Here is a 21,398-nt window from a genome sequence, read left to right on the forward strand (position 1 = left end):
CGGGTGCGGAGCAAGCGATGGCCGGAGACGCGGACCGGTCAACCGCTCACCGGGTGAACCAGCCGTCCATCCGCCCCCGGGCCAGCACCGGTCCACCGACCGCGGCCAGCACCGCCCGCGGCTTCGCCGACGCCAACCGGGCGCCGCCTTCCGCCGAGGTGAGCCCGGCGGACAGTGCGAAGACCTGGAACACGTACCGGTGCGGACCGTGCCCCTTGAGCGGTGCCGGTCCCTGGTAGCCGCGCCCCCATCCCGCACGGAGCACCTGGACCCCGTCTCCCGGACGCTCCGCACCGAGCGCGCCCGCGGGTACCTCCGTCACCTCGGGGGCGATCAGGGCCAGGCAGTGGACGAACGGCGCCGAGGTGGGCGAGTCCGCGTCCTCCATCACCAGCAGGAACTGGGCCGTGGCCGCGGGCGCGTCGGCCCACGCGAGCGCGGGTGAGGTGTTCGTGCCGCCGCCCAGCCGGTGGGCGTGGACCGCCGGCACCTCACCCCCGTCCGTGAAGTCGGCGCTGCTCAGTTCCAGCGTCTCCGGTCCGGCCAGCGCGGCGGCGTTCCAGGCCAGCCGCGCCTGCCCGACGCGCTTGTTCCTCAGCAGGGTTCCCAATAAGGCCACGGTGATCCTCTGTTCGGCGGACGGTGTGCCCTCGCTCCCCGGACGGCTCAGCCTACGAAGCAGCCGGTAACCGGGCGGTATCGCGGGCGGCCCCGCCGCTCACCCCGTGCCCACCCGGAGCCGAGGCGCACGCCGAACGCCTCCCGCCCGCCGGGCCCACCCGCTACGCCCCCGCGATCCGCACCAGGCTCCGCGCGGTCGCCAGCACCGCCTCCTCGTTCGGCCTCGGCCGCCAGCCGAGCACCCGGCGCGCCTTCTCGCTGCTCGTGTGCCGGATCACGTCGAGGTTCGTGACCCCGCCCTCGACCCGCGAACGGTCCGGCAGTTCGCGGGTCGGTACGCGTGCCCCGTCCTCGCCCATCCGCTCCTTCAGCAGCACCGCGATCTCGTGGAAGGACATCACGTCGCCGGCCGCCGCCACGAAGCGCTCCCCTGCCGCGGCCGGGCTGGTCATGGCCAGCAGGTGCAGGTCGGCCACGTCGCGCACGTCCACCACCGCGAAGTGCATCCGCGGCACCCCCGGCATCGCCCCGTCGAGCAGCTGCCGGACGAGCGCGATCGAGGCGGAGTAGTCCGGTCCGAGCACCGGCCCGAAGACGCCGACCGGGTTGACCACCGTGAGTTCCGTGCCACTGCCCTCACCCGCGGCGAACTCCCAGGCGGCACGTTCCGCGAGGGTCTTGGACTTCACGTAGGCGTTCATGCCCGGACCGTCGACGTCGGTCCAGGTCTCCTCGGTGAACGGCTTGTCGCTCTGCGGGTGGCCGTAGCCGACCGCGCCGAAGGACGAGGTGAGCACCACCCGCCGCACGCCCGCCGCCCGGGCGGCCCGCAGCACGCGCAGGGCGCCGTCCCGCGCGGGCACGATCAGGTCGTCCTCGTGCTCGGGTTCCCCCGGCGGGAAGGGCGAGGCGACGTGCAGGACGTACGCACATCCCGCGAGCGCCTCGGCCCAGCCGTCGTCCGCGCCGAGGTCGGCGACCGCGAAGGTCAGGTCGTCCCCGGTGTCCGCCGCCCCCTCCGGCCGGCCCGCCCTCACCATCGCGCGCACGTCGGGTTCGCGGGCCGGGGAGCGCACCGTGGTCCGTACCCGGTAGCCCTCCTCCAGCAGGCGCACGATGCAGTGCGCACCGACGAATCCCGAGCCGCCGGTGACAAGTACCAGTTCGCCGCTCATGTGCTGCGCTCCCGTCTCGGCCGCGGTCCGGCCGGTCGTCGTTCCGCTGCCGATGATGCGGCGGCCCGTCACGCGCGGTAAGACCCTGCCGACACTGGTACCCGCGGGGACAGGATGCGCCGCGAGCACCGCCGTACGCTGGGAGGCATGGCTACGGCGAGTGAACTCGGCGCGTACCTGCGGGTGCGCCGCGAACGGCTGCGGCCCGAGGACGTGGGCCTGCCCGCGGGGACCCGGCGCCGCGTTCCGGGGCTGCGGCGCGAGGAGGTCGCGCTGCTGGCCGGGATCAGCGTGGAGTACTACCTGCGGCTGGAGCAGGGCCGCGACCAGCACCCTTCGGACCAGGTGCTCGACAGCCTCGCCCGCGCGCTGCACCTGGAACCCGACGCGCAGACGTATCTGCGCACGCTCGCCCGGCCGCGACGGCCCGCGGCCCGGCAGACCGCCGCGCGACCGGAGCGGGTCAGCCCGGGCATCCGGTCGCTGATCGACACCTGGCCCACCACGCCCGCGCTGGTGGCCGGCCGCTCCCTCACGACGCTGGCCGCGAACCCGGTCGCCGTCGCGCTCAGTCCGTACTTCGCGCCGGGTGTGAACACGCTGCGTGCCGCTTTCCTGGAACCGGAGATGCGGGAGTTCTACCGCGACTGGGACGCGATGACCGCGAAGACCGTCGCCTACCTGCGCTCGGTGGTCGCGGGGGTCGACGACCCGCGGCTGCTGGAGCTGATCGGCGAGCTGAGCCTGCACAGCGAGCGGTTCCGCACGCTGTGGGCCCGGCAGGACGTGCGGCTCAAGACCAGCGGGGTCACCCTGCTGCGGCACCCGCAGGTCGGCGATCTCGACCTGTCCTACGAGAAGCTGACGCTGCCGGGCGCATCCGGACAGGTGCTGATCACGTACCACGCCCGGCCGGGGACGGACTCGTACGAACGGCTGCAGTTGCTGGCGCATCTCGCGGAGCGGCCTGAGCCGGGGGAGGGCCCGGCGCCGGGGGAACGCCCGGAACGGGCCGCGCCGGAGTCGGCGGGAGGGCCGCGACCGGCGGCTCGGCCCTGACGCTCGGTGCGGGGCCGGCCGCGAGCGCCTCGGCCGTGGCGCGATCCGCGGGCAGGAACGCCTCCAGCTTCAGCTCCGCGATCGTCACGTCCGCCGCCGTCGCGAACACCGCGACCGTGGTCATCAGGCGCAGCAGTCCCCGGCTCGCCGTCTCCAGCTCCATCGGCACCGCGAAGCCCAGCAGGTTCGCGTCACCGGGCGCGGGTTCGGGGACATAGCGCGCGAGTTCGTCGTGCAGGGCGGCCAAGCGTACGTCCGGGCTGCGGCGCTGCTCCTCCCGCAACGCCTCGATGACGTGCCTGGCCCACTGCCCGAAGTTGCGGATGCGCGGCGCGAGACCGGCGGGGTGCAGGGCGAGCCGCAGGATGTTGGCCCGCGGGCCGAGCAGCGCGGGGTCGGCCCCCTCCGTCATCACACCGAAGGCGTCGTTCGCACCGATCACCGTGCCGTGGCGGTCCACGACGATCGCCGGGTACGGCAGGTGCCCGGCCAGCACGTGGTCCAGCGCTTCGAGCGCGGGGGCGAGCGCCGGGTCGTCGAGACCGCGTTCGGGGTGGACGGGCGCGTAACCGGCGGCGAGCAGCAGCCCGTTGCGCTCGCGCAGCGGAAGCGCGAGGGAGTCCGCCAACCGGGCCACCAGCGCTCGGCCCGGCGTCGAGCGGCCGTTCTCGATGAAGCTGATGTGGCGTTGCGTGGTGCCCGCACGCGAGGCCAGTTCGAGCTGGCTGAGGTGCCGCCGGTTGCGGCTGGCGCGCAGCGCCTCGGGAAAGTCCACGTCCTCGTTCTAGCCGCTCAGGCCGCGACCCGGCCATTCCCTGCCGGGAATTGAGGGCATTCACCGGGTCGCGCAGGCTCGGCCGTATGACGCATGCGCTTCCCTCCGCCTCCCCTGCTCCTTCCGCTCCGTCCGCTCCTTCCGTTCCGGTGGGCGACGTCGCCCCGGGACCGAGCGCCCACCGCGGTGCGGCCCTCCCACCGGCCGTCGACCCGGCAGGGCACGACGACGCCCTGCGGCTCGGCGTCTTCGTCCCCACCCCGCTGGCGCAGTGGGCCCCGGGCGACGGCCCGCGGGACGTCGTCGACTTCGGGGTGCGCGCCGAGCGGACCGGCTTCGACTCCCTGTGGGTGACCGACTCGCTGCTGACCCCGCGCATCGAGGCCCTGACGGCACTGACCGCCCTCGCATCGGCCACCGAACGGGTGACGCTCGGCACCGGCACGCTCCTGCCGGCCCTCCGCCCGCCGGTGACCGCCGCCCAGACCATCGCCTCGGTCGACCAGCTGTCCGGCGGCCGGCTGGTCCTCGCGGTCGGCGCAGGCTTCCCCGGCTCCTTCGGCGCACCGGTCTACGCGATGGCCGGCACCCCCTGGCCGAGGCGCTTCACCCGGCTGGACGAGACGGTGACGCTGTGGCGCCGGCTGTGGACCGGCGAGGGGCCGGTCTCCTTCCACGGCGAGGTGCTGCACTTCGACGACATCGCCCCCGCCACTCCCGCGTTCCGCCCGCAGGGCCCGCCGATCTGGCTCGGCGGCGCCACGCCCGCCGCCCACGCCCGCGCCGGCCGCCTGTACGACGGCTGGCTGCCCTACCCGCCCGACCCGGCCGACTACGGCACCGGCCTGGCCTCGATCCGCTCCTCGGCCGCCGCCGCGGGCCGTTCCGACGCCGCCTTCGCCCCCGCGCTGTTCGTGAACGTCCTGCTGACGAACGCGGCGGACGGCGGGCGGACGGAGCTCGACGCGTACGCCCGCGCCACCTACGGCCGCCCGGTGGAGGAGATGGAGCGGATCCAGGCGAACGCCGCCGGGACGCCCGAGGCGGTCGTCGAGAAGCTCGGCCGCTATGTCGACGCGGGCGCGCGGCACCTGGTCTTCCGGATCGCCGCACCGGACATCGCGGGCCAGCGCGCGCAGCTCGACGGGCTGGCGGGGCTGCGGGCGCTGCTCGACAAGCCGGCGGAGCTGCGGGCACGCCTCGACAAGCCGGCGGCGACCCGGGCACGTTGACATGCCGGTGGACCGGAATCATGCTGAGCAAGCGCTTGGACACCAGCTACTCAGCCCAGGAGGCTCCCCACCATGCCGCAGCCCCGCGTCTTCGCGTCGCTCGACGAACTCCGTGCCGCCGTCGGTGAGCAGCTCGGCTGGACCGACTGGCTGGAGATCGAGCAGAAGCGGATCGACCAGTTCGCCGAGGCGACCGGGGACCACCAGTGGATCCACGTCGACCCCGAGCGTGCGGCCCAGGGCCCCTTCGGCACCACCATCGCCCACGGCTTCCTCACGCTTTCCCTGATCCCGTCGCTGACCCCCCGGCTGTTCTCCGTCGAAGGGGTCCGGATGGGCGTCAACTACGGCGTCAACAAGGTCCGCTTCCCCGCTCCCGTGCCGGTGGGCTCGCGGCTGCGGGCGACCGCGCGGATCGCGGAGGTGTCGGAGGCAGGCGGCGGCGTCCAGCTCGTGACCCAGGTGACGATCGAGCGCGAGGGCGGCGAGAAGCCGGTGTGCGTGGCCGAGACGGTGGCGCGCTTCTACCTCTAGCGAGCGGCAAGCGCCCACCGGGGAGGCCGGAGCCTCCGGACTTGGGGTACCCGGTGGATCGTCGGGGCGGCCGGCCGATTTCGGCCGGCCGCCCCGACGATCAGCCGTTCTGCCGGACCATCCGCAGGACGAGGTCGGCGTAGAGCGCGCCGACCTCCTCCGGCGTGCGGCGGCCGCTCGGGCTGAACCAGCGGGCCACGTCGATGCACAGCGACAGCACCGCGAGGGTGGTCCCGGAGACATCCGGCACGTCGAACTCGCCGTCCGTCACGCCGTCCTTGATGATCGTGCGGATCGCGTCCTCGCTGCGCCGTCGCAGCACGACGATCTCGCGGTAGTGCTCGGGGGCGAGCGCGCCGAGCTCGTACTGCACGATGCGGCCGGTGGTGTGGTGCTCGGCGTGCCAGCGGACGAAGACGCGCACCGCCGCCGCCAGGCGCTCCGCCGCGGTGCCGCCGGCGTCGCGGGCCTCCTCCAGCATGGCCAGCGAACGATGGTGCCCGACCTTGCTGATCTGGTAGAGCAGCTCTTCCTTGGTCTTGTAGTGGATGTAGAGCGCGGCCGGGCTCATCCCGGCCCGGCCGGCGATGTCCCGGGTGGTGGTGGCGTGGTAGCCGCGCTCCGCGAACGCCTCGACCGCGGCGATCACCAGCCGCCTCGCGGCGTCGGGGGTGATGTCACCCCACGCCTCGCCGGTTGCCGCCTCCGCAGTCATCGCACGCTCCTCACACCCGTCACACCCACTTGGTCGACAGGGCCACACCCTACCGTCCTGGGTGAGCAAGCGCTTAGGCGAGCGAGCCGGCCGGGGATGCGAGGGCGCGAGGAACCGGATCCAGCCAGGTCAACCCGTGACACGGGACGGGACCCCCCGGGCATGCGGGCCGACGCGAGGCTGACACGGGGCCGGCAAGGGCCGGCTCTCCCCGCGGGGCGGGGCTAGAAGGCGGAGACGCCCGTCAGCGCTCTCCCGATGAGCAGCTTGTGTATCTGGCTGGTGCCTTCGTACAGCGTCATCACCCGCGCGTCGCGCAGCAGCTTGCCCGCCGGGAACTCGTCGATGTAGCCGTACCCGCCGAAGACCTGGAGGGCGTTGTTGGCGCAGCGCACCGCGGCCTCGCTGGCGAAGAGCTTGGCGACGGAGGACTCGGTGGCGAAGGGCTGTCCGCGGTCGATGAGGTCGGCCACCCGCCAGGTGAGCAGGCGGGCCGCATCGACGTCGACGGCGATGTCGGCGAGCATCTCCTGGACCAGCTGGTGCCTCGCGATCGGCGCCCCGAACTGCTCGCGCTGGCCGGCGTATTCGGTGGCCGCCTCCAGGCAGGCCTGCGCGATGCCGACGCAGCCCGCGGCGACCGACATCCGGCCCTTGGCGAGGGCGGACATCGCGACGGAGAAGCCCTTGCCCTCGGGCCCGAGCATGGCGTCCGCCGGGACCCGTACCGCGTCCAGGATCAGCTCGGCGGTCGCCTGACCGCGCAGGCCGAGCTTGCCGTGCACCTCGCGCCGCGTCAGCCCGGGGGTGTCGAGCGGGACGAGGAAGGCGCTCACCCCGCGATGCCCCTCGCCGCCGGTGCGGGCGAAGAGCAGCACCACGTCGGCCCAGGTGCCGTTGGTGATGAACATCTTGCTGCCGGTGATCACGTACGCGTCGCCGTCCCGCACCGCGCGTGTGGTGAGGTTGGCGGCATCGGACCCGGTCCCCGGTTCGGTGAGGCCGAAGCAGCCGAGCGCCTCGCCGGAGGTGAGCCGGGGCAGCCACGCCCGCTTCTGCCGGTCGCTGCCCCAATGCGCGATCGACTTGGCGACAAGGCCGAGCGAGACCGACACGATGCCGCGCACCGCCGAGTCCCCGCGCCCCAACTCCTCGGTCACCAGGCAGTAGGCGAGGTGGTCGCCGCCCGAGCCGCCGTACTCCTCGCCGAGGGTCAGACCGAGGAACCCGAGCGTGCCGAGCTTCTTCACGATGCCGCGGTCCACGCTCTCGGCCCGGTCCCACTCGGCGGCGTGCGGGGCGACCTCGCGGTCGACGAACTCCCTGGCCAGCGCCTTGACGGCAGCCTGCTCCTCGGACAACTCAAGGTCCACTGCGGTCACCCGGCCCTTCCGACTCATAAACTACCGGCGCTAGTTTTCTGCCGGAAGCCTCTACTATGTGCCGCATGGCCCGCCCCCGCAAGCCCCTGCTCAGCCGCGACCGCATCGTCACCGCCGCCCTCGCCCTCATCGACGAGGAAGGCCTGAACGCGCTGTCCACCCGGCGGCTCGCCGCACAACTCGGGGTCAGCGGACCGTCCCTCTACAACCACTTCGCCACCAAGGAGGCGATCCTCGACGCCGCCGCCGACACGGTCATCGCCCAGGTCGACCTGTCGATGTTCGCGCCCGCGCCGGACGGCGGGCCGGACTGGCGTGCCGCCCTCCTCGCCTGGGGCCGCTCCTACCGCGCGGCCCTGACCGAACACCCGCACATCGTGCCCTTCCTCGCCACCGGCCCCGGTTTGCGGCCCGCCGGGCTGCGGATGGCGGACGCGGTCTTCGGCGGCATGGTCGCGGCGGGCTGGCCGGCGGCCCAGGCGACCCGGATCGGCGCACTGATGCGCTATTTCGTCACCGGCTCCGCGCTCGGCTCCTTCGCGGGCGGCTTCGTCGGCGACCCCGAGGCGTACGACCCGGCCGACTACCCGCACCTGGGCCAGGCCCACCTGCTGGCCGGCCACCGCGAACAGGTCGACGAGGGCGCCTTCGAGACCGGCCTGCGCGCGCTCATCGACGGACTGGCCCTCCAGTTCCGCTGAGCCCATCGGCTCCTCGATGGCAGGATGACGCCATGCCCGCTCTCGACGAAACCGGCGACCCCGGCGACGACGGCCTCGTCCAGGTCAACTACCGCAAGTACGACGGCTCCCTGCACTGGAACCTGCGGATGCGCAGGCTCGGCGCGGACGAACACGGGATCTGGCTCGGCCTTCCCGCGGACAGCCGGATACGCAAGGGCCTCGGTCCGGACAGGGAACTGGCCGAAGCCCACGTCATCCTCTTCCCGCGCGACGCCTGGTGGACCGCCGCCTTCAACGCCGCCCCGCGCAGGACCGAGCTCTACTGCGACATCACCACCCCGCCGCAATGGCCCTCGCCCGCCGAGGTGACCATGGTCGACCTCGACCTCGACGTCCTGCGGCGGCGCGGCGCCGAACTCCCGATCCTCGTCGACGAGGACGAGTTCGCGGAGCACCAACTGGCCTACCGCTACCCGCCCGACGTCATCCGCTCCGCCGAGCGGTCCGCCGCCTGGCTGATGACCGCGGTCGCCGAACGAACCGGTCCCTTCAGCGGCGCCCACCAGCCGTGGCTGGCCCAGGTCAGCTGACCGCGGTCCGGCTCCGCCCGCTCAGAACACCACCAGCGCCCGGCCGCCGCGCCCGGCGGTCATCGCCTCGAAGGCGTCCGGTATCCCGTCGAGATCGATACGGTCGGTGACCAGCGCGGAAAGGTCGAGCCGCCCTTCGCGTGCGTGCCCGGCGAGGACGGGGAGATCCTTCGCCGGGTCGCAGTTGCCGTACACGCAACCTGACAACGTACGACCGAAGTAGAAGAGTTCCAGCGCCGAGAAAGTCACCTGCTGGTCCTGCCCGCCGATCCCGACCACCGCGGTACGGCCGCCGCGGCGGGTGGACGACCACGCGGTGCGGATCGTCTCGGCGCGGCCCACGCACTCGACCGCCGCGTCGGCGCCGTGGCCACCGGTGAGCTTGCGTACCCGCTTGGCGGTGTCCTCCCCCGCCACCACGAAGTCCGTGGCGCCCGCCGCCCGGGCCAGCTCCTCCTTGCCCGGCGCCACGTCCACCGCGATGATCCGCTCCGCCCCGGCGATCCTGGCCGACTGCAGGACGGCCAGGCCCACTCCGCCCACCCCGTATACGGCGACGGACTCCCCCGTCCGCACCCGCGCCACATGGTGCACCGCCCCGTACCCGGTCAGCACGGCGCAACCGAGCAACGCCGCGTCCGCCAGCGGCACCCCTTCGGGCAGCGGCAGCACCGCGTTCGCCGCCACCACCGTCTCCTCGGCGAACACCGCGGTGCCCAGGCCCGGGTAGAGCGCACTGCCGTCATCGGCACGGGTGGCGTAGGGCGCAGCCGCCGCCGCGCCCGCGTTCGCGCACAGCCATGGCTCGGCCAGCCCGCAGAAATGGCAGGCCCCGCAGGCCGGTGCCCAGTTCAGCACCACCTGGTCGCCGACCGCCACCTGCGTGACGCCCTCCCCCACCTCCACGACCGTGCCCGCGCCCTCGTGCCCGAGCACTGCCGGCACCGGCTGGCGCAGGGTGCCGTTGGACAGCGACAGGTCCGAGTGGCACACCCCGGCGGCCGCCAGGCGCACCCGCACCTGGCCCGGCCCGGGCGCAGGCAACTCGATCTCGGTGACCAGCAGCGGGGCGTTCACTTCCGGCAGGACTGCGGCGCGGACCACGGTGTCTCCTGGCTTCTTCACGGCTGCGTTGTCGGTTTGTCGTCTTCCCTGATGTGCCGGGCGCGCGAGGTCAGAGCTGGAGCGACTTGGTCTGGAGGTACTCCAGCAGTCCGTGCGGCCCCAACTCCCGCCCGACCCCGGACTGCTTGTAGCCACCGAAGGGCGCCTTCGGGTTGAACCGTCCTCCGTTGATGTCCACCTGCCCGGTGTCCATCCGCCGGGCGAACGCGACGGCCTGCTCCTCGTCCGCACCCCACACCGCTCCGGCCAGGCCGTACACCGTGCCGTTGGCGATCCGCAGCGCGTCCTCCTCGTCCTCGTACCGGATGAGCACCACCACCGGGCCGAAGATCTCCTCCTGGGCGATCGTCATCCCGGGGTCGACGTCGGCGAAGACCGTCGGGCGCACGTAGTAGCCGGTGGGCAGGTCGTCGGGCGCGTCCGGGCCGCCGGCCGCGATCCTCGCCCCTTCCTCCACGCCCTTGCGTATGTAGCCGCGGACCCGGTCGCGCTGCTTCGCGTTGACCACCGGGCCGAGCCGCTCGCCGGGTACGTACTTCGCGGAGGCCGCCGCGGCTATCTCCACCGCCTCGTCGTAGCGGGCGGTGTCCACCAGCATCCGGGTCCAGGCGCTGCACGTCTGCCCCGAGTTGGCGAAGACGTTGGCCACGCCGACGTTCACCGCACGGGCCAGGTCCGCGCCCGGAAGGATGACGTTCGCCGACTTGCCGCCGAGTTCGAGCGCCACCCGCTTGACCGAGCCGCCGGCGACTTCGCCGATCCGCCGGCCCACCGCGGTCGAGCCGGTGAACGACACCAGGTCGACCTCCGGATGCTCCGCCAGGGCCTGCCCCGCGACCGGGCCGAGCCCGGTGACCAGGTTGAACACCCCGGCGGGCAGCCCCGCCGCGTCCAGTATCTCCGCCACCAGCTGAGCGACCAGCGGGGTGTCCTCGGCGGGCTTGAGCACCACGGTGCAGCCCGCGGCGAGGGCAGGCGCCACCTTCGCCACGACTTGGTGCAGCGGGTAGTTCCACGGCGTGATCGCCCCGACCACGCCCACCGGCTCGTGGAAGACGCGGGAGTTGCCGATCCGCTCCTCGAAGGGATGCTCGGAGGCGAGTTCGGCGAACGTCCTCATCACCGCGGTCGGCATGTCCGTGTGCACGGCGGTGGCGAACGCGACCGGCGCACCGAGTTCCGCCGCTATCGTCGCCGCGATCTCGTCCCGGCGCTCGGCCATCAACGCGGCTGCGCCGGCCAGGATCGAGGCCCGCCGCGCGCGTGCCGTCGCCCCCCACCCGGGCAGCGCCCGCCGCGCCGCACGCACCGCGGCGTTCACGTCTCGCGCGTCGCCCGCGGGCACGCGGGCGATGACCTGCTCGGTCACCGGATCGACGACGTCGATCAGTTCGCCGGCCGCGGCGGGCTGCCAGCGCCCGTCGATGTACACCTCGTCCCGCCCCTGGTGGACGCGCCCGCCCGCCGTTTCCGTCTCGCCGTTCACTCTGTCCTCCGACCTCGCCGCTCTGCACCCGGCCCCAAACTAGCGCCGATAGTTTTTTGTGACCAGTGCTCGCCCGGCCACCCTTGCGTTCCGTACGTCACCCCCGAGGCGCCGCCCCTCGGCCATCCGGCTCCGACCCGCGATCCCCGTCGATCCCGTCGATCCCCGTGCGATCGCGCGGAGATATCGGCGCCGAGTGGTTCTGATCAAGGACCTACCCGGCTCCATCGACGGCGACCCGTCGAATGGCTGTTCGTTATTCGAGCACCGTGCCGAGATAGGCCCTGACCAGCTCTTTCGCCTCGGCGATCACGCGCGAATCACCCGTTTGGCTGGTCCGGAAGGCGAGTTGCAGTGCGGCGTCCGCGGCCTCGACGGCGATGACGAGCGCCAGCCGGAGCCGCGGGTCGGCGGGGTCGACGGGAAGCCGGTCGCCGAGCAGCGCCGGCAGCCTGTCGGCGAGATCCTGGTTGGTCTCCCCCGGAACTCCGAAGTCCACCAGGGCAAAACCCGGCGCTGTGCGCTTCATCGCCGTGTACTCCTCGACCAGGACGTCGACGGCGGCGCGCCAGTCCGCGCCGACACCCGGCTCGGCCAGCCGCGCCGCCGTACGGTCCAGGAACTCGTCGAGATTGCGGTGCGCCAGCGCGTCGGTCATGGCGCGCTTGTCCGAGAAGAAACGGTAGACCGAACCGATCGGCACTCCGGCGCGTGCGGCCACCGCGCGCGTACTCAACCGTTCGTAGCCGCCCTCGTCGAGTTCCCGGGCACAGGCGTCGAGGATGCGGGCGAGGCGTTCGGTGCTCCGGCGCTGCACGGGAGCCCGACGCAGCGCACCGCGAGCCGCCTCGGTCCCGGGCACGGCCCTCAACTCCCGGCTATGGCATCGAAGAGCCGGCGCAGTTCGTCCAGGGTCTCCGCGAGTGCGGCCTGCGGGTCCTCGGCACGGGCGATGGCCATGGCGCTCTCGCTGAGGCCGCCGTAGAGCATCGACGTGAGAGGGTCGGCCGGGCGGGCCGGGATCGCGCCCTTCCGGATCGCCCGGGCGACACCGCGGAAGGTCAGCTCGCGGCAGTCGAATCCGAGGGTGCGCATCGCCTCCCAGCCCAGGGCGCCGGGGGCGTCGAAGAGCGTGATGCGCTGCACCTCGGGGTCGATCGATGCTTCGAGATAGGCCCGGCTGCCTTCGAAGAGCGCCTCCCAGGGGCGGTCGGCGACCTTCAGGTAGGCGGCCGAGATGGCGGCGGCGAGCGCCTCCTGCTCGCGCGCGTAGACGCCGCTGAACAACTCCCGCTTGCCGGTGAAGTGGTGGTAGAGCGCGCCCTTGGTGACACCCGCCCGTTCGCACACCGCGTCCAGGGACGTCGCGCCGTACCCGTCGGTGGCGAACAGCGCGCGGGCGGCGGTGAGCAGGTCCTCGACGGTGGCGTCGGAACGCTCGCGCTGGCGCTGGCGGGGCGCCGCGGAAGTTGCGGCACCACCGGCGCCACGCGACCGGGTGCCGGGGCGCCGCGCGCCACCGGCGGCACCTGTGCTGGTTGCCGGCACGGCGCACCTCCTGCTCTTGCCTGCCGTCGGGAACGGCTGCCCTGTCCGTCCACACCCTAACCAAGGTCATCGCTTGACAGTCACATACCTTCGGTATGTATGTTCCATACCGTCAGTATGCATCGGATCCGACAAGGCAAGGACGGTCATGTCCTCAACCGCCTCATCCGCATCCCCGGCCATCCCCGGCGCCCCGCCCGGAGTTCCGGGTACGGTCACCCGGCCCGGTCTCGTCCTGCTGCTCAGCTCAGGGGCCACCTTCATCGCGTTCCTCGACACCACCGTGGTCAACGTCGCCTTTCCGGACCTGGCCACCTCTTTTCCGGCCGATCGGGTCTCCGACCTGTCCTGGGTGGTGAGCAGTTACGCGGTGCTCTTCGCCGCCCTGCTCACCCCGATGGGCCGGATCGCCGACGCCGTGGGCCGCAAGCGGGTCTTCCTGCTCTCGCTGTCCGCCTTCACCGTCGCGTCCGCCCTGTGCGCCGCAGCGCCCGACCTGCCGTTCCTGATCGTCGCCCGAGCCCTCCAGGGAGCGGCCGCGGCGGGCATGATCCCGGCCGCCCTCGGGCTGGTGCTGGCCACCACTCCACCCGCCAGGCTCGCCGCGGCGATCGGCGCCTGGGGAGCGGCGGGCTCGATGGCCTCGGCGGCCGGCCCGGCCCTGGGCGGAGTCCTGGTCGACGTCTTCGGGTGGCGCGCCGTATTCCTCATCAACATCCCTGTCGGCGCCGCCCTCGTGACCGCGGGGATACGCGGACTGCCCGAACGCCGCGGCGGCGGGCGGAGCCTGCCCGACCCGTTCGGGACCGGGGCCCTCACCGCCGGCATCGCCCTGCTCGTCCTCGGGCTCACCAAGGGGAGCGACTGGAACTGGGACTCGGCGGCCACCATCGGCACCACGGCAGGCGGGGCGGCCCTGGGCACGCTCGCCCTGCTGCGCTCCGTGCACCACTCCGCGCCGGCCGTCGAGACCGGCCTCTTCGGCAACCGCACCTTCGCCGTGGCATCCACCTCCGCGGCCTTCACCGGTGCGGCGCTCTTCGCCTGGCTGCTGAGCGGCCCGCTCTTCCTCACCTCCCTCTGGCACTACTCGGTGCTCAAGGCCGGCTTCGCGGTGACACCCGGCGCGCTGACCTCCGCATTGGCGGCCGTCGCCGTCGGCAGGCGCGCCAAGCCGCACCACCTTCCGTTCGTCGTCGGCGCGGCGATGGCGGCCTCCGCGGCCGTCGGCGTGTGGGGGTGGCTGCAACTCGGCACCGACACCCGCTTCCTGAGCCTCTGGCTGCCCATGGGGCTCGTCGGCGGCGCGGCATTCGGCGGGGCCCTGACGGCCCTGTCCACCGCGGCGGCGACGGCCCTGCCCCCGGCGCAGTTCGCCTCGGGGCTCGGGATGAGCACCACCGCGCGGCAGTTGGGCGGCGCCCTGGGCGCCGCGGCGACCGGCACGATCATCGCGGCCCACCATGTCGGCAGCGTGCAGGCGTTCCGCGACGTCTATCTGGCCTGCGCGCTGCTCGCCGCCACCGCCGCGTCGGTCGGCCTCGCCATGACCCGCACCCTGACCCGCCCGAAGGAGTCCTGAGATGACCGCCGAATCCCTCCCGGCCCCGGGTGCCGCCTCTCCCTACGAAGCGTCCGAAAGCTCCGGGACCTCCGACCGCATTGACGACACCTCCCGCGAGTCGGCCGATCCGCACTGCATGAGCGACGAGGAGGCGGATACCCTCCTGCGCGAGGCCCCCTGGAGGCGCCTGGCGATCGTCGGGGACAGTCTCGCGGAGGGTCTCGGCGATCCCGTGCCCGGCTACCGCACCGTGTGCTGGGCGGATCGGGTGGCCGAGGCGCTGCGCCGGTCCGTGCCCGACCTGGCCTACCTCAACCTCGGGCGACGCGGGCTGACCGCCACCGAGGTCCGCGCCGAACAGGCCGAGCACGCGGCGGCCTTCGCGCCCGACCTCCTGGGTGTCGTCTGCGGCGGCAACGACCTGCTGCTCCCCGGCTTCAGCCCGGACGTCCTGGCAGCGGAACTCGACGACCTCTTCGACGCACTGGCCGCACGCCGCACCACCCTGTTCGTCTTCGCCCTCGCCAACGTCGTCGACGCCGTACCCGAACTGCGCGGCGGCCCCCTGGAGAGGGGCGTGCACGTGCTCAACGAGGTGACACGCGAGGTCGCCGCACGACACGGGGCCGTGGTCGTGCGGATGTACGGCCATCCGGCCTCCTCCGACCGGGACCTTTTCAGCGCCGACCGGTTGCACGCCTCCGCCCGCGGCCATGCGGTCATCGCCGCGACGACCATCCGGACACTGGCCTCGCGCATCCCCGCCGCGGGGTTATCCACAGGCGGGCGCTGAGGGTTGCCGTCGTGATTCCTATGGTTCAGCATAGGAATCACGACGGCAGGACGGGGAGCGGACCATGGACGCGCAGCACAGCGGGCACGGGGACGAGGGCAAGGACCTCGACTACCAGCCGGGCTTCGGCAACGAGCACAGCACCGAGGCCGTACCAGGAGCGCTCCCGGTCGGTCGCAACGCCCCGCAGCGCGCGCCCTTCGGGTTGTACGCCGAGCAGCTCAGCGGCACCGCCTTCACCGAGCCCCGCTCGCACAACCGCCGCAGCTGGCTCTACCGCATCCGCCCGTCCGCCGCGCACCCGCCCTTCCACCGCGTGCCGAACGGGGCGTTGCGCAGCGCCCCCTTCCAGGACGTGGACCCGGACCCCAACCGGTTGCGCTGGGGCCCGCTGCCCCTCCCCGAGGAGCCCACGGACTTCGTCCAGGGCCTGATCACCGTGGGGGGCAACGGAGACGTGCTGCGCCGTGAGGGCATCGGCATCCACTGGTACGCGGCCAACACCTCGATGCAGAACCGGGTCTTCTCCTCCGCGGACGGCGAGTTCCTGATCGTTCCCCAGCAGGGCGCCCTACTGCTGCGTACCGAACTCGGCCTGCTGCGTGCCGAACCGGGCCATGTCGCCCTCCTCCCGCGCGGCGTCCGCTTCCGGGTGGAGCTCCCCGACGCGACCGCCCGGGGCTACGTGTGCGAGAACTACGGCCGGCCGTTCCAGCTCCCCGACCTCGGTCCCATCGGCGCCAACGGGCTGGCGAACGCCCGCGACTTCCTCGCCCCGGTCGCCGCCTACGAGGACCGCGACGAGAGCATCGAGGTGGTCAACAAGTTCGGCGGCAACCTGTGGGCGGCCGAGTACGACCACTCCCCGCTCGACGTGGTGGCCTGGCACGGCACTCACGTGCCCTACCTGTACGACCTGCACCGTTTCAACGTCCTGGGGTCGATCAGCTACGACCACCCCGACCCGTCGATCTTCACCGTCCTGACCTCCCCCTCGGACACCCCCGGCCTCGCGGGCGCGGACTTCGTGGTGTTCGCCCCGCGCTGGCTCGTCGGCGAGGACACCTTCCGGCCCCCGTACTTCCACCGGAACGTGATGTCGGAGTTCATGGGCCTGGTCGAGGGCGCTTACGACGCGAAGGCCGAGGGCTTCGTCCCCGGCGGCGCCTCCCTGCACAACATGATGTCCGCGCACGGCCCGGACCGGACCACCTTCGACCGTGCCAGCAGCGCGGAACTGCGGCCGCAGAAGATCGACGACGGGCTCGCGTTCATGTTCGAGACCCGCTGGCCGGTCGTCCCGACCGCGCACGCACTGACGGCGGGACACCGCCAGGAGCGATACGACGCGGTGTGGGAGGGACTTGAGAGAAACTTCCGACCGTGAACTCCTTCGCCCCCGACTCGCTGGTCCTCAACCGCAAGCTGCCGCTGTGGTACCAGGTCTCGCAGTCCCTGCGGGCCTCGATACTCGGCCGGCACGCGGACGCTCCCCTCCGGCTGCCCACCGAGGACGACCTGGCCGAGCACTACGGGGTGAGCGTGCTCACCATGCGCCAGGCGCTGAAGGAGTTGGAAACCGAGGGACTGATATCCCGGCACCGCAGGCGCGGCACCTTCATCGAGCCGACCGCGCTGCGCGGAGCGCCGGTGAAGCTGCTCGGTTCGGTGGACGCCATCGTCGCCCAGCAGTCCGGCGGCCGCACCACGATCCTGTCGCACGGCCCCGTGCCCCTGCCCGCGGAGGCCGCCGAGTACTTCCCCGACCTCACCGAAGCCGTCGCCTTCCGCCGGCTGCGCCATGACGAGTCGGGCGAGCCCTCCAACTGGGCCGAGAACCACGTCCGCCCCGAACTCGCCGCCCGCATCGACCTCGCCGATCTGGAGCGCTGGCCGATGACGAAAGTGCTGCGCGATGTGCTGGGGGTGCGGATCAGCCGCATCACGGACACCTTGGAGGCGCGACTCGCCGCCCCGGACACCGCCCGCCTGCTGCACGTGCCGCTGCTCAGCCCGATACTCCACTACACCGGCGTGACGTACGACGACACGGGCCGGGCCGTCGACGTGGTCCGCATCCACTACCGCGGCGACCGGTTCTCCTTCACCGTGACCATGGAGGCGCCCTGAGGGCTCTCAGTAGCATGCATACGGTGAGCGATGACGCGCCTTTGCTGGACGACCTGATGCCCTGGTCGGTGCGCCCGCTGCGGATCGGCCGCGGCTGGCCGATGGCACCAGAACCCACCTGCCTGCGGGCACGCTGGACGCTCCTCACCACCGCGTCGGACGAAGCCGCCAGAACCGCCCTGTTCCACCCGACCCGCGCCCGCGGCCCGCATACCCCCGTCGCCCAACTTCCCGGCCACCGCACCCCCACCACCGCGATCGCCCGCGAGGACGGCCGGTGCCCGGAACCGGTGCGCATCCAGCACGGACCCTTCGACCAGGAGTGGCTGATACCCGACCACCGGCTCATCGACGTGGCGCGCCCCGAGTTGTGGCGGATCGCCGACGACCGGCAGGTGTTCGCCGTCGAGCAGAGCCCGCTGCCGGACACCCAGGAGCCCGCGGTGACCTTCTGCGCGCTGCTGCCCGACGGGCGCTCACCGGCCGGCAAACCCGCCCTGATCCGACCGCTCTATCGGCAGCCCGGCGGCCGGGATCCGAACCTGGCACCGGGGCTGACCGCCTGGCTCTCCACCCGCCTGGGCACCGACGTCGACGCCGAGGGCACCTTCGCCTGGATCGCCGCAACCGCCCGCCCGGGCCGCCGGGGTTGCGTCGTGCCCCTCCCCCGCACCCCGGAGCAGTGGAGGGAAGGACTGGCCCTGGGCCGCAGATCGCTGTGGCTGCACACCCGAGGTGCCCGATACGCCGATTCCACCCAGGGCCGTGACGCCGCCCGGTTGAAGCCACCCGCCGGGAGCCGCCCCTACGTCAGGGCACCGCTGCCCGCCCGGCCCCGACCCGACGAGTTGAGGTACGACCCGGAAGAGCGCGCCCTGTGGATCGGCTCCGGCCAGGTGGCCCCCGTCACACTCGACACGTGGGAGACGACGGCAGGCGGCGTACGCGTGCTGGAGGCGTGGTACGCCCGGCGCACCACGCCGGGCGAACCCGGCTCGCTGGAAGCGCTGCGCCCCGCGGCGTGGAGCCGGACCACGACCTCCGAGCTCCTGGAACTCATCACCGTGCTGACGCTGCTGGCCCAGTTGCGGGGAGAACAAGCGGACTTCGCGAATCAGTTGGCGACTTCGGGCGACAGCAGGGCGACCGGCGCGGTGGCGCTGCGGGCCGAGGGAGTCCTTCCGGTCCCCGGAGCCAGGCGCAGGCCCGCCTCCGTGCTGGAGCACCACGAGGAGGGCCCCGACGGGCAGTTCGCCCTGCTGTGAGCGGTGGTTCGGCTGCGGCCGCTGGGGAGGACGGCCGCAGGAACCCACCGCGTGGACAGCGGGATGTACGCGAACTGCTCGCGAGTCAGCCCCGGTTGCCGAAGAGGGACCTCCGCAGTCGGCGCAACGGCGCGAACAGGGAGACCCGGGCACCCTTGTTTGTCTTGGTGTGCGCCGTGTTGCGCGAGGTCAGCTCCCGCAACAGCACGGTCGCCTCCTCAGCCTCGCGTTGCGGCACGGCAGGGCCGGCCAGTACCGAGAGATGCCGGTCCAGACGCGCACTGGACGCCGTGGTACCGCAGTTGATGGCAGGCACTCTGGGCCTGCCGTGCATCGCTATCTGTTCCATGACTCTCCCCACCCTATCGAGGGCACCCTGCACGGGCAGGGTAACCCTATCGCCCCCGCAACGTCACGTGCGCATCCCCCGTCCGCCTCTGTCGCCCGATTCACCTTCCCTTCAAGGGTGTTGACGCTGGAACGGACGTGCGGAGAACGCTCGCGCATCATGCCCCGGCGGCGAAAGTCGACAGATAGCCCTTGGACTGACCGGCCGCGGTCGGGTGGTAGGACTCGTCCGTCGGAAGCGTGACGCTGTGCAACCACGGGGCGCCGGAGCACAGTTCGTGACCGGCGAAGACCTTGCGGACGTCGGCGAACGTGAACCCGTGGACGGCCGCACGCTTGGCGATGACCCCGTCCAGGTCGTCGGCCGCGGCGTCGATGGCCCTGCGGTCGGTGTCGCTCAGGCCGAGCAGGCAGCCGCCGGGAACTTTGTAGACATGCGGATACCCGAGCACGACCACGTGGGCGTGCGGACCCTTGACGCGAATCCTGTCGTACAGAGTGTCGAGCAGACCCGGAAGGCGCTTGTCGACGAAGGTACGTGCCTTGGCGATCCGGGCCGTGCAGGATTTCTGCGACTCGAGGGCACAGGTCGACATGACGTCGGAGAACGCCGCGTCGTTTCCCCCCACGCTGATGCTGATCAGGCTGGTCGCCGAGGTGACCGGTTTCAGCTGGCCGCCGGCGACGTCCGTGGTCTTGGCACCCGAGCAGGCGGTGAAGGCGAAGGACGAAGGGTGATGGGCCGCCGCCCACAACTCCGGATAGGCCCTGGTACTTCGCTTGCAGGCGCCACTGGAGGCGTCGTATCCGCCGGCGCCGACCCCGGAGGAGTAGGAGTCGCCGAGAGCGACGTAGCGGGCGGCCGCCGCGTGCGCGGAACCGGTCCCGAGCAGGCCGGCGGTGCACATGAGGGCCAACGCGGACGCGGATGAGGCGAAGTGGCGCATTTTCATGAGGGACTCCCTGGTGGGTTCACCGGCCACCCGCTCGCGACGTCGACGACGCCCTCAGGAGGGGCCATGGGTACGGAAACTGTTGGGCGGTCAACAAGGCGGTCCCGCCGCCTCGTTGGCCCCACAGAATTCATATCCGGACACATGTGCGGCAAATCAACCCTTTCGAGGGGTTTGGGAATCCGGACGGAAGTCCGGGGCGGACCGAAAAGCGCTGGGCGATTGCCACGCGGTGCCGGATCATGGGCCCCATGTCCGCCACACCCCGCGCACCGAGGAGGCACGTGCCGCCCACTTCCCCGTCCTCGGACAGGAAGGCCGCCACGGCGACCGATCCCTCCCGGGCCCTGCCCATCCACGTGCGCCTGGACGACAGCGACTCGCCGTCCGACGTCGTCGACGCCCTGTTCCTGGGCCGTTTCACCTCGGGAGAGCAACCCTTCGCACGCAGCAGTTCGCTGGAGAGCGTCAAACCGGGCCTCACCCTGGTCCCCCCGGACGCGGCCCTGCTGCGGCAGGCGCGCGACAAGGACCGCAGCGCTCTGCTGGCCGAGGGCGACGGCTGGACGATCCTGGTCTCGCGCTGGAACCGGGGGGCCGACGTCACCGTGGCCGCGACCTCCGACGAACTCGCCGAGCAGGTGCTGAAGTCGGTCGTCGACGACGCGGAGGACGAACCGGAGCCGCAGTCCGACAACATCACCATGGGCTTCTGGTACGTCTCGCCCCGGCGCGGCCCGCACCGCACCACCCGGAAGATCTCCGCCGCCACCTGGGAGGAGCTGCGCGGCAACTACTCGGCGCCGGTGGCCGACGCGATGGACGGCCTGATGAAGCTGACCGCCGACGACGTCACCGGGCGGCTGCTGCTGCTCCACGGGCCGCCCGGCACCGGGAAGACGTCCGCGCTCCGCACGCTCGCGCGCTCATGGCGTGACTGGTGCCAGGTGGACTGCGTACTGGACCCCGAGCGCCTCTTCAACGACGTCGGCTACCTGATGGACATCGCCATCGGTGAGAACGACGACGAGGGTGGCCGGTGGCGGCTGCTCCTGCTGGAGGACTGCGACGAACTCATCCGCGGCCAGGCCAAGCACGAGACCGGCCAGGCGCTGTCGCGGCTGCTCAACCTCACCGACGGGCTGCTCGGCCAGGGCCGCAACGTCCTGGTCGGCATCACCACCAACGAGGATCTGGAGCGCCTGCACCCGGCAGTGGTCAGGCCCGGTCGCTGCCTGGCCCGCATCGAGGTCGGCCCGCTGAACCGGGAAGAGGCGGTGCGATGGCTCGGCACCGGTGAAGGCATCGGCCGTGACGGCGCCACCCTCGCCGAGTTGTACGCCTTGCGGCGCGGAGCCTCTCCCGCCCTGGCCGGACCGACCCGGACCGAAGGCGGCCTCTACCTGTGACGGCGTACGGC

The 21,398-nt window shown here is 72.5% G+C and carries 21 protein-coding genes and 1 pseudogene; 11 read left to right on the forward strand and 11 right to left on the reverse strand.

Annotated features, from left to right (window positions below):
* Positions 1 to 46: 46 nt before the first annotated feature.
* Together C4U44_RS17035 and C4U44_RS17040 are read right to left on the reverse strand one after the other, a co-directional pair.
* The gene (locus tag C4U44_RS17035) at positions 47 to 619 is read right to left on the reverse strand and encodes a YbhB/YbcL family Raf kinase inhibitor-like protein (RefSeq protein WP_103886641.1); all 573 of its coding nucleotides are present in this window, start codon (positions 617 to 619) and stop codon (positions 47 to 49) included.
* Positions 620 to 782: 163 nt separating this feature from the next.
* Positions 783 to 1,796, reverse strand: coding sequence for an SDR family oxidoreductase (locus C4U44_RS17040; protein WP_103886750.1), 1,014 nt, complete (start codon positions 1,794 to 1,796; stop codon positions 783 to 785).
* A 147-nt stretch (positions 1,797 to 1,943) separates the two neighbouring features.
* On the opposite strand from C4U44_RS17040, the gene C4U44_RS42545 reads away from it, so the two are divergent.
* Positions 1,944 to 2,855, forward strand: a complete 912-nt coding sequence (locus C4U44_RS42545) for a helix-turn-helix domain-containing protein (RefSeq protein ID WP_103886642.1) — start codon at positions 1,944 to 1,946, stop codon at positions 2,853 to 2,855.
* Between the two features lie 31 nt (positions 2,856 to 2,886).
* Here C4U44_RS42545 and C4U44_RS17050 read toward each other — a convergent pair.
* Positions 2,887 to 3,630, reverse strand: a pseudogene (locus C4U44_RS17050) (MmyB family transcriptional regulator); the annotation flags it as partial.
* A gap of 86 nt (positions 3,631 to 3,716) precedes the next feature.
* Here C4U44_RS17050 and C4U44_RS17055 point away from each other — a divergent pair.
* Both C4U44_RS17055 and C4U44_RS17060 read left to right on the forward strand, forming a co-directional pair.
* The gene (locus C4U44_RS17055; RefSeq protein WP_200823279.1) at positions 3,717 to 4,862 is read left to right on the forward strand and encodes an LLM class flavin-dependent oxidoreductase; all 1,146 of its coding nucleotides are present in this window, start codon (positions 3,717 to 3,719) and stop codon (positions 4,860 to 4,862) included.
* 72 nt (positions 4,863 to 4,934) lie between these two features.
* Positions 4,935 to 5,396, forward strand: coding sequence for a MaoC family dehydratase (locus tag C4U44_RS17060; protein WP_103886643.1), 462 nt, complete (start codon positions 4,935 to 4,937; stop codon positions 5,394 to 5,396).
* A gap of 100 nt (positions 5,397 to 5,496) precedes the next feature.
* Here the strand turns inward: C4U44_RS17060 and C4U44_RS17065 are convergent, their stop codons facing one another.
* Both C4U44_RS17065 and C4U44_RS17070 read right to left on the reverse strand, forming a co-directional pair.
* Entirely contained in the window at positions 5,497 to 6,111 is a 615-nt protein-coding gene (locus C4U44_RS17065) for a TetR/AcrR family transcriptional regulator (RefSeq protein WP_103886644.1), read from the reverse strand.
* Between the two features lie 224 nt (positions 6,112 to 6,335).
* Positions 6,336 to 7,484: an acyl-CoA dehydrogenase family protein gene (locus tag C4U44_RS17070; protein ID WP_103886645.1), complete on the reverse strand. Its 1,149-nt coding sequence runs from the start codon at positions 7,482 to 7,484 to the stop codon at positions 6,336 to 6,338.
* A gap of 74 nt (positions 7,485 to 7,558) precedes the next feature.
* Between C4U44_RS17070 and C4U44_RS17075 the strand changes: the two genes are divergently transcribed.
* Positions 7,559 to 8,194 (forward strand): TetR/AcrR family transcriptional regulator, encoded by a 636-nt coding sequence (locus tag C4U44_RS17075; RefSeq protein ID WP_103886646.1) that lies wholly within the window; start codon positions 7,559 to 7,561, stop codon positions 8,192 to 8,194.
* Positions 8,195 to 8,226: 32 nt separating this feature from the next.
* Positions 8,227 to 8,766: a DUF402 domain-containing protein gene (locus C4U44_RS17080; RefSeq protein ID WP_103886647.1), complete on the forward strand. Its 540-nt coding sequence runs from the start codon at positions 8,227 to 8,229 to the stop codon at positions 8,764 to 8,766.
* A gap of 21 nt (positions 8,767 to 8,787) precedes the next feature.
* Here the strand turns inward: C4U44_RS17080 and C4U44_RS17085 are convergent, their stop codons facing one another.
* From C4U44_RS17085 to C4U44_RS17100, 4 genes are all read right to left on the reverse strand, one after another.
* The gene (locus C4U44_RS17085; RefSeq protein WP_103886648.1) at positions 8,788 to 9,870 is read right to left on the reverse strand and encodes a zinc-binding dehydrogenase; all 1,083 of its coding nucleotides are present in this window, start codon (positions 9,868 to 9,870) and stop codon (positions 8,788 to 8,790) included.
* A gap of 70 nt (positions 9,871 to 9,940) precedes the next feature.
* Positions 9,941 to 11,377, reverse strand: a complete 1,437-nt coding sequence (locus C4U44_RS17090; protein ID WP_235032142.1) for an aldehyde dehydrogenase family protein — start codon at positions 11,375 to 11,377, stop codon at positions 9,941 to 9,943.
* A gap of 256 nt (positions 11,378 to 11,633) precedes the next feature.
* Positions 11,634 to 12,239: a TetR/AcrR family transcriptional regulator gene (locus tag C4U44_RS17095; protein ID WP_103886649.1), complete on the reverse strand. Its 606-nt coding sequence runs from the start codon at positions 12,237 to 12,239 to the stop codon at positions 11,634 to 11,636.
* Positions 12,240 to 12,244: 5 nt separating this feature from the next.
* On the reverse strand, positions 12,245 to 12,925 hold the full coding sequence (locus C4U44_RS17100; RefSeq protein WP_103886650.1) for a TetR/AcrR family transcriptional regulator: 681 nt from the start codon (positions 12,923 to 12,925) through the stop codon (positions 12,245 to 12,247).
* A gap of 148 nt (positions 12,926 to 13,073) precedes the next feature.
* Between C4U44_RS17100 and C4U44_RS17105 the strand changes: the two genes are divergently transcribed.
* From C4U44_RS17105 to C4U44_RS17125, 5 genes are all read left to right on the forward strand, one after another.
* A complete protein-coding gene (locus C4U44_RS17105) occupies positions 13,074 to 14,507 on the forward strand; it encodes an MFS transporter (RefSeq protein ID WP_103886651.1) in 1,434 nt (477 codons plus the stop codon).
* Between the two features lies 1 nt (position 14,508).
* A complete protein-coding gene (locus C4U44_RS17110) occupies positions 14,509 to 15,282 on the forward strand; it encodes an SGNH/GDSL hydrolase family protein (RefSeq protein WP_103886652.1) in 774 nt (257 codons plus the stop codon).
* 64 nt (positions 15,283 to 15,346) lie between these two features.
* Positions 15,347 to 16,669, forward strand: coding sequence for a homogentisate 1,2-dioxygenase (gene hmgA, locus C4U44_RS17115; protein ID WP_103886653.1), 1,323 nt, complete (start codon positions 15,347 to 15,349; stop codon positions 16,667 to 16,669).
* The gene (locus C4U44_RS17120; RefSeq protein ID WP_103886654.1) at positions 16,666 to 17,412 is read left to right on the forward strand and encodes a GntR family transcriptional regulator; all 747 of its coding nucleotides are present in this window, start codon (positions 16,666 to 16,668) and stop codon (positions 17,410 to 17,412) included. The genes hmgA and C4U44_RS17120 overlap by 4 nt, the downstream gene beginning before the upstream one ends.
* Positions 17,413 to 17,426: 14 nt before the next feature.
* Entirely contained in the window at positions 17,427 to 18,677 is a 1,251-nt protein-coding gene (locus C4U44_RS17125; RefSeq protein ID WP_103886655.1) for a type ISP restriction/modification enzyme, read from the forward strand.
* Between the two features lie 85 nt (positions 18,678 to 18,762).
* On the opposite strand, the gene C4U44_RS17130 is transcribed toward C4U44_RS17125, so the two are convergent.
* On the reverse strand, positions 18,763 to 19,026 hold the full coding sequence (locus tag C4U44_RS17130; RefSeq protein ID WP_103886656.1) for a hypothetical protein: 264 nt from the start codon (positions 19,024 to 19,026) through the stop codon (positions 18,763 to 18,765).
* 157 nt (positions 19,027 to 19,183) lie between these two features.
* On the reverse strand, positions 19,184 to 19,978 hold the full coding sequence (locus tag C4U44_RS17135) for an SGNH/GDSL hydrolase family protein (protein ID WP_103886657.1): 795 nt from the start codon (positions 19,976 to 19,978) through the stop codon (positions 19,184 to 19,186).
* A gap of 242 nt (positions 19,979 to 20,220) precedes the next feature.
* On the opposite strand from C4U44_RS17135, the gene C4U44_RS17140 reads away from it, so the two are divergent.
* Entirely contained in the window at positions 20,221 to 21,387 is a 1,167-nt protein-coding gene (locus C4U44_RS17140) for a DUF5925 domain-containing protein (RefSeq protein WP_235032143.1), read from the forward strand.
* Positions 21,388 to 21,398 lie beyond the last annotated feature (11 nt).

It is taken from the genome of Actinacidiphila yanglinensis (assembly GCF_900107965.1).
GTDB lineage: Bacteria > Actinomycetota > Actinomycetes > Streptomycetales > Streptomycetaceae > Actinacidiphila > Actinacidiphila yanglinensis.